Origin of the sequence: Nonomuraea harbinensis, assembly GCF_019396385.1 — a bacterium.
In the GTDB taxonomy this organism is placed as follows: domain Bacteria; phylum Actinomycetota; class Actinomycetes; order Streptosporangiales; family Streptosporangiaceae; genus Nonomuraea; species Nonomuraea ferruginea.
Genome location: NZ_JAHKRN010000104.1, coordinates 1 through 6,798 on the forward strand (window position 1 = coordinate 1; position 6,798 = coordinate 6,798).

7 protein-coding genes are annotated in these 6,798 nt (G+C 62.7%); 6 read left to right on the top strand and 1 reads right to left on the bottom strand.

Features of this window, described 5'->3' with window-relative positions; genetic code table 11:
• Positions 1-638: 638 nt before the first annotated feature.
• Complete coding sequence (locus KME79_RS44015; protein ID WP_219552579.1) at positions 639-1,208, bottom strand: DUF6461 domain-containing protein; 570 nt, start codon at positions 1,206-1,208, stop codon at positions 639-641.
• 635 nt (positions 1,209-1,843) lie between these two features.
• Between KME79_RS44015 and KME79_RS44020 the strand changes: the two genes are divergently transcribed.
• The 6 genes from KME79_RS44020 to KME79_RS44045 all read left to right on the top strand — a co-directional run bounded on the left by KME79_RS44020 (position 1,844) and on the right by KME79_RS44045 (position 6,645).
• On the top strand, positions 1,844-2,611 hold the full coding sequence (locus KME79_RS44020; protein WP_219552581.1) for a hypothetical protein: 768 nt from the start codon (positions 1,844-1,846) through the stop codon (positions 2,609-2,611).
• A gap of 33 nt (positions 2,612-2,644) precedes the next feature.
• Positions 2,645-3,073: a hypothetical protein gene (locus KME79_RS44025; protein WP_246641413.1), complete on the top strand. Its 429-nt coding sequence runs from the start codon at positions 2,645-2,647 to the stop codon at positions 3,071-3,073.
• Positions 3,074-3,377: 304 nt separating this feature from the next.
• On the top strand, positions 3,378-3,833 hold the full coding sequence (locus tag KME79_RS44030; protein WP_219552583.1) for a hypothetical protein: 456 nt from the start codon (positions 3,378-3,380) through the stop codon (positions 3,831-3,833).
• Between the two features lie 26 nt (positions 3,834-3,859).
• Entirely contained in the window at positions 3,860-4,831 is a 972-nt protein-coding gene (locus KME79_RS44035) for an IS3 family transposase (RefSeq protein ID WP_246641414.1), read from the top strand.
• 91 nt (positions 4,832-4,922) lie between these two features.
• Positions 4,923-5,552 (top strand): hypothetical protein, encoded by a 630-nt coding sequence (locus tag KME79_RS44040; protein ID WP_219552585.1) that lies wholly within the window; start codon positions 4,923-4,925, stop codon positions 5,550-5,552.
• A 127-nt stretch (positions 5,553-5,679) separates the two neighbouring features.
• Entirely contained in the window at positions 5,680-6,645 is a 966-nt protein-coding gene (locus KME79_RS44045) for a hypothetical protein (protein WP_308249278.1), read from the top strand.
• The last annotated feature ends 153 nt before the right edge of the window (positions 6,646-6,798 follow it).

Here is a 6,798-nt window from a genome sequence, read left to right on the forward strand (position 1 = left end):
GGCGAAGACTTCACTCTGGATTGGGATATCGCCCGCCATCGGAAGTACTAGAGGAATGGTTCGATAACCGAGTCGCGGCATGATATAGTTTCATTTGGGTCGAGTCCGGAAAATTCGGAGCCCCTCACACCGTTCAGAACCAGATACCGCCCGTGCGTACCCGCGATCTCCTGCCTGACATCGAGCCACATGACTTCCAAGACCGACCACAACCTCGTCAGACCCGATGGAAGAGGGCCATAACCCGCACAACCCACCGCTCCATCACCCTCGAAGAGCGCGGGCAGCCATAAGGACAGAAAGCTCAGCAGACTGACCACAAATGCGGCCAGCCACCATCGAAGATAGCGCCATCGCGACATGGCATACTTCCCACAAAGATGATCAGAGGGCAGCCAGTGTTCCATCAAACTCGTGTCGCCGTGGAGATCTTCAACGGATGTCGCACTCACCGCGTAGCGGCAGCGGGCCGGGGACGGAGCGGCTTGATGACGTGGGAAAGGCCCCGAACCGGATGGCGAAGCCCATCTCACGGGTCCAGGTCCTTGGTCTATGCGTCCGCCTGATGTGGAGCTGCTTGGACTCGGCGGCCCGCCGGTGATACGGCTTCAGGAGGAAAGACTCACCATCGATCAACGTCACGACGTGGCCGGTTCCGGAACGACACCCCACATGAACGTGGAGCTCTTGAGCAGCTGCTCCGTCACCCTGATCCCGGTCAGGTGCTCGACGAGCAGGAAGGCCGGCCCTTTGTAGAGGCGGGGACCCGATGGGTACAGCCTGTCGATCTCCGCCATCGTGCCGACCAGTTCGGCCGGGATCTCCGTCAGATATCCCTCATCGCCACCCCAGGCGCATCGGATCTCGCCGTCCTCACACCAGTAGAAGTAGTCCAGGCACTTGATGGCGAGTGCGGCTTGAGAGATAAGGCGAGTGCCCTCGGAGAGTCTGGTGATCACGTCTTCGCGGGTGCCGAGCCAGTCGGGGTCGAAAACGAACGTCCAATCACCGATGGAGGCGACGCCGAGAGGTCCAGCGTGCGAGTAGTAATCCGGGTCGTCGGGGAAGGGACCCGGCGTGAAGTCCTCCCATCGGCCGCCGAGGCGGGCGATCACCTGTTCGGGCGTGGCACGGACGTAGATGAAGCTGTACAACTCCTCGGCGTATTCGCCGCAGAGCCAAGAGATATCGGGGGGCTGCATGGTCATGTCGTCATGCTGCCAGCCGGAACCGACAGACCCCGGACGTCACAAGACGATGGGCTGGGCCCGATACGGCGTGACGCACCTCGTCCTCACCCAGGAACGTCTCCAACGGCATGCGCTGGAACGGATCGAGAGCGGGCTACCGGTGAGGGGAAGTTCAACCCAGTCGTCGGCGTACTACAAACCCCCGAAGTGGCGCCGGTCAGCAGCCGGATGGGGCGTCGAGACCAGCACCCCCCGGGTAGCCCAGCAAGCCCCTCTGAACAGCACGAAGGCCCGTCCGATCACCCGGACGGGCCTTGTTGTGTCTGGTGGAAATGAGGGGATTCGAACCCTGACCCCTTCGATGCGAACCTCGGTGGGGCGTCTCACCCCTGGTCGTCAGATGCCATTCGGTGCCGTCAAATGCTGCAGTGATGACGTCTGTTGATCTCGGCTGCCCTCCCGTGCCAGCGGATCCGCTGACTTTTCGCTGACTCTCGCCCACCCTCTCCGCAGGCTGACCAGCCGACGTCCGTCGCCTGCCCCTGCCGCCGACGAACTCGAAGTTGGCCTGCTGCGCTCACAGCAACGAACCATGGCCAACAGCAGAAGAAGAGATCCGGATGTGCAGGATTACGTAGAGTCTTGCATGGGAAGTGACGTATCTTCTCGAAGGTATAGGCCTAGTAGGAGGACATGTGGAACTAGCGCGACTCTTGTCCGGAATGACCGTTTCGATACTGATTGCCTACAGCCTACCCTGGGCCCGGAAGAAGTGGTGGCGCGCCTTACTCGCGAGTCTTCTGTATGGCTTATACACGGTGACTCCCATCATATGGACCTGGAAGGCGGCATTGTTGGTAGGGTCATCAACCGTCGCCTCTATATACCTCGCAAGATTGGCGCAGAGGGACAAGAACACCCAGGCGCCCACAACAGGCTCTGCTTCGAACATAAAGCTAGTCGTAATCCCTGCTCTATTCTTGGCTGCAGGCCTGACTTTGACAGCACTTGTAGCAGATGCAGGGAAATCGCTCGCGGGAATACATACAGCGCTACTCAATGATAAAGCCGCCGTCGTTATCTCTGGAGCAATATTTGCGACCTTCATCGGTGGCGAGATCGTCACTCACCTCCTCCGGCCTTTCACAGAAGCCTTAGGAAGCGAGGAGGACAGCAACATCAAGGCCCTAAAAGGCGCAGGCGCGTTGATAGGCTGGCTCGAACGTGGGCTGATCTTTAGCTTCGTAGCGGCTGGGAAGCCAGAGGGCGCAGCAGTCGTTGTAGCAGTGAAAGCGCTTGCTAGGTTTCCAGAGGTGAAAGAGGATAAGAAACGATTTATCGAGTACTTCCTCATCGGTACCATGTCTAGCCTCGCCGTGGCAGTGGGAATCGGCTGGTGGGTGCGAGTTTTGATTACCTAGCATGTACAGGATTCACAACATAGGAGCTCGTCCGTGAAAGCTATAGATCATCCGCTAGTGCGAGCGCTACTAGCGCTCGCACTACCTGCTGACGACTTCGTAATTGCAGGAAGCGGACCCTTGCTCGCGCATGGCATCAGAAGCGATATTGGAGACCTAGATGTTGTCGCCCGCGGCAAAGCATGGTCCAAAGCCCAGGCGCTCGCTGAATCCAGCCCAGCCCCTTTCGGTGAAGGAGTCAAGAGGATCCTCCTCCAAGGGGGAGAGATAGAGATTCTTAACGGCTGGTTTCCCGAGATCTGGACAGTAGATTCGCTCATTGAACGCGCCGACGTCATCGATGGCATCAAATATGCTTCGCTTCAAGATGTATGCCGTTGGAAACAGAAGCTAAATCGACCTAAAGATCAAGAAGACTTGGCTTTGATTGCGTGCTACATGTCGCGCGCAATGCCAAGCTGATCACCTCGTACGCCGTCGACTCACCGCGTAGCGGCAGCGGGCCGGGGACGGAGTGTCAAGCTCGGCTTCGCGTGTACGCTCACCGGTCGCCGTTCCTCGATCATGCGTTGTCCTGCGGTCAGAGCCGGGCTTGATACGGAGGAGCCGGTCTGCTGGGCTTGCCTGAGTCGATGGTGTGCGAGGTGATCAGTCCCCAGCCACCCCATCTACGTGCAGGGCCGTGCCCTCTCTGCCAAGGTTTGTTGAGACAGACGAGACTAGAGTTCATCTGAGCAACAAGGGTGAGTAAGGATCTCAACGAACCGTGAGCACGACACCGGCCACCCGCACACCGCAGCAGATCGTCCATGATGGAACGGTGGGCTCGGCCAACCAGAACGAGGGAACACGCGCGGACCGGCCGCGGCGGCGGACGTTCACGCCTGAGTACAAGCAGGCGATCCTGGCCGAGTACGACGCGCTGACCGAGCCCGGCGCGCGAGGCGCGCTGCTGCGGCGCGAAGGCCTGTACTCCTCGCACATCGCCGAATGGCGGCGCGCGTCCGAGGCCGGAGCGCTGGACGGGCTGGCCAAGAACACCTCGCGGACCCGTAAGAGCGGCGAGCGGGCCGAACTGGAACGGCTGCGGCGCAAAGTCGAGGCGCTGGAGGCCGAACTGGCCCGCAAGGACGCCGCGCTGGACCTGGCGGGAAAAGCACATGCGCTCTTGGAGACGCTCTCCGAGAGCGCGGACACAAAGCCGCCGTCGAAGCGGCGATAGGCCAGGTCTTCGACCAGGTGGAGGCGTTGACCTCGACGAGCGCGGCATGCCGGCTGCTGGGAAAGTCACGCGCCACCCTCTATCGCGAACGCGTCCGGCCGGCCGGTCCACAGCGCAAGCCCGGCCCGGCCGGTGCGCCGGCCAACGCGCTGTCGGCGGCCGAACGCGAGCAGGTGCTGGCGATCCTGACCGACGTGCGCTTCGCCGACAAGGCGGTGGCCCAAATCTGGGCCGAGCTCCTCGACGAGGGCATCTACCTGGCCTCGCAGTCGACGCTGTACCGGATTCTGCGCCAGGAGAACCTCATCCGCGAACGCCGCCGGCTGGCCGCTCATCCGGCCAAGGTCAAGCCCGAACTGGTGGCCACCCAGCCAGGCGACGTGTGGAGCTGGGACATCACCCGCCTGCCCGGACCGGCGCGCGGCATCTGGTACCAGCTGTATGTGATGCTCGACATTTTCAGCCGCTACCCGGTGGGCTGGCGGCTGGAGCCGGCCGAGGACGCCGCGATCGCCGAGCAGTGGATGGCCGACCTGATCGCCCTGCACGGGCGGCCCAAAGCGATCCACGCCGACCGCGGACCTGCGATGACGTCCAAGAACGTCGCCCAGTTACTGGTGGACCTCGGCGTGCAACGCTCCCACTCACGACCCCGCGTCTCCAACGACAACCCTTACTCGGAGGCGCAGTTCAAGACCCTCAAGTACCGCTTCGACTTCCCCGGGCACTTCGACTCCATCGAGCACGCCCGGGCCTTCTGCGAGAACTTCTTCGACTACTACCGGCACGAACATCGCCATTCGGGGCTCGGCCTGCACACGCCGGCCTCGGTCTACTTCGGTCAGGCCGAACAGATTCAGCGGGAGCGGGCCAAGGTCCTAGCCGCAGCCTACGCCGCCAATCCCACCCGGTTCGGCCGTCCGCCCAGCCCGCCACCCCTCCCGACCGCTGCCTGGATCAACCCACCGACCCCACAAGCGCTCATAGCGTCCAAATAGCAGGAAACTGTCTCAAAGTTCTTGACAGGTACCGGCCCTCCTCGTACCTCCAGCAACGACACGTACGCGCTATGCCTGGATACTGCCAGCCATGGTCATCGTTGAAGTCGTCCTGGAGACCTACGACGCGGTGGACTTCACGGCTTGGCCGATCGCGGAGCCGTTGAGTGACCGCCTTCTCGCCCTGTCCGAGCGGATGTCTCTCGCCGACGTCGGGACGGCCATGGCCGTCATCTTCAGCTACAACAACATCCCCGTCACGCACGCCGCCGACCTGACCGAGGCGCATCTGCAACGACATCTCGCTGAAGCGGAAGGCCTGAGCGCTCCGGGCGGTCTGCGCTTCCGCGACACCACCACCAACGTCACCGTCTCGCCCGGTTGCTGTTTCGGCTTGGAGAACTGGCGGGACTGGTGGGACGTGGCTCGCGGGCAAGAATCTTGGCTCGGGCACGACCCCACGCCACACATCACACACGTGGGTCACGTCATCCAGCTCCGGCAGGACGATGAAGACTCTCTGTCCATCGAGATCACTCGCGGCGAGCTCTCTGGCCTGCTCGCTACAGCCCAACAGCACTTCTCCGGGTTCCTCGGCCTCGCCCAGCAATGGGCGGCGGTCACCACCCCAGAGTTGGCCGACCTGCTCATCTCAGTCCTCGACCGATACTTCGCGATAACTGAAGCCTTTTCATCCTCGGGCGGCCTTGAGACGCAGTGATTCTGAACGCTTCCACGCGAGGCGGGATGTTGTGCCACCATGATCGCCTCGTTACGACGAAGGAGGCTGCTTGGTCGTTTTCTCCTGTGCGGGGTGCGGCGCTGTGATGACCGCGAGGGTGGCGCGGGTGGCGCTTCCCGACCACTCTGGTCAGAAGTACAGCCATGACCTGCTCCCCGGTCTTCTGGAGCCAGGAACGTACGCGGTGGACCCTGGAGACGACCGGCCTTGGGAACCAAGGAAGCCCGAGTTGGAAGAGCATGGCGTCCGACTCCAGATGTACGGCATTACGGGGCCCCCGAACAGGATCGGGATCGCGCCGGGCGACGTCCGCGGAACCGTCTTCATCCCGGAGCGGTTAGGCGGCTGCTGTTGTGGCTGGGACGGCCAGTACGGTCCCAACCTGGCGTGCGCGGAGTGCGGCTGTCCGGTGGCGACGCGCGTCGACGACTGCGGGTTCTGGCAGGTGGTGTGGCTGGAGCCGGACGCCGTATGTCCTGTCGCCGTCGATGGCCCCGTCCAGCGGGTGATGGACTGGACGGAACTGCCGAGCACCCCGCCCGTTGATTCGCGTGGTTTCTGGAGCCCGGTGTGGGAGGCCGCGGTCGCGGTGGCACTGGCGCACCTGCTGGTGGTTTCGGGTGGTAGGCGGGTGTCTCTCCCTGATGGGCCTGTCGCAGAGGCGTTTCGCCGGGCGATCGACAGTCTTCTCCCTCCGGGGTCACCGGAACGACACCTCGTCCTGGCCGGGCCCGGGCTGTCCGCCGCGATCACGGACATCGCACTGGCGCCGAAGCATCCGCAGACCGGTGAGATATGGCCGTGTGACGCAGGAACGGTGGTGCCGCTGGCTGCGGACGTGTGGACGTACCTGGCCTTCAACGATGACCGGCGGCTCATGCCGGCGGCGTACGGGATGCCAGCCGTCGTTCGCCGTGATGATCCGCCCCCGCTGCTGCCACACACTCTTTTCTGTCCCGATGGGCGAGTGTTCCTCCGCACGCTGGAGCGGCTGACGGCGGTTCAGCAGCCGTGGTTGCGCCGCATCTATGACCGGGTGAGAGACCGCCCGTACATCGATCCGTTCTCGTAGACGCGCGAGCAGGGGGCTGACCCGCGTGTATGCGGCCATCTAAAACTCCAGGTCGGCGGACAGGTGACTCCAGGTAGATGGCCAGAAGGGTCCCGGTAGACGGACATCGGAAATCCTGGTCGATGGCCACGTAATCTCTTGATCTTGCTCGTG

Bases quoted from the DNA above. Each gene is read 5' to 3' on its own strand.
- KME79_RS44015 (WP_219552579.1), bottom strand. From the start codon at position 1,208: ATGACCATGCAGCCCCCCGATATCTCTTGGCTCTGCGGCGAATACGCC.
- KME79_RS44040 (WP_219552585.1), top strand. From the start codon at position 4,923: ATGGTCATCGTTGAAGTCGTCCTGGAGACCTACGACGCGGTGGACTTC.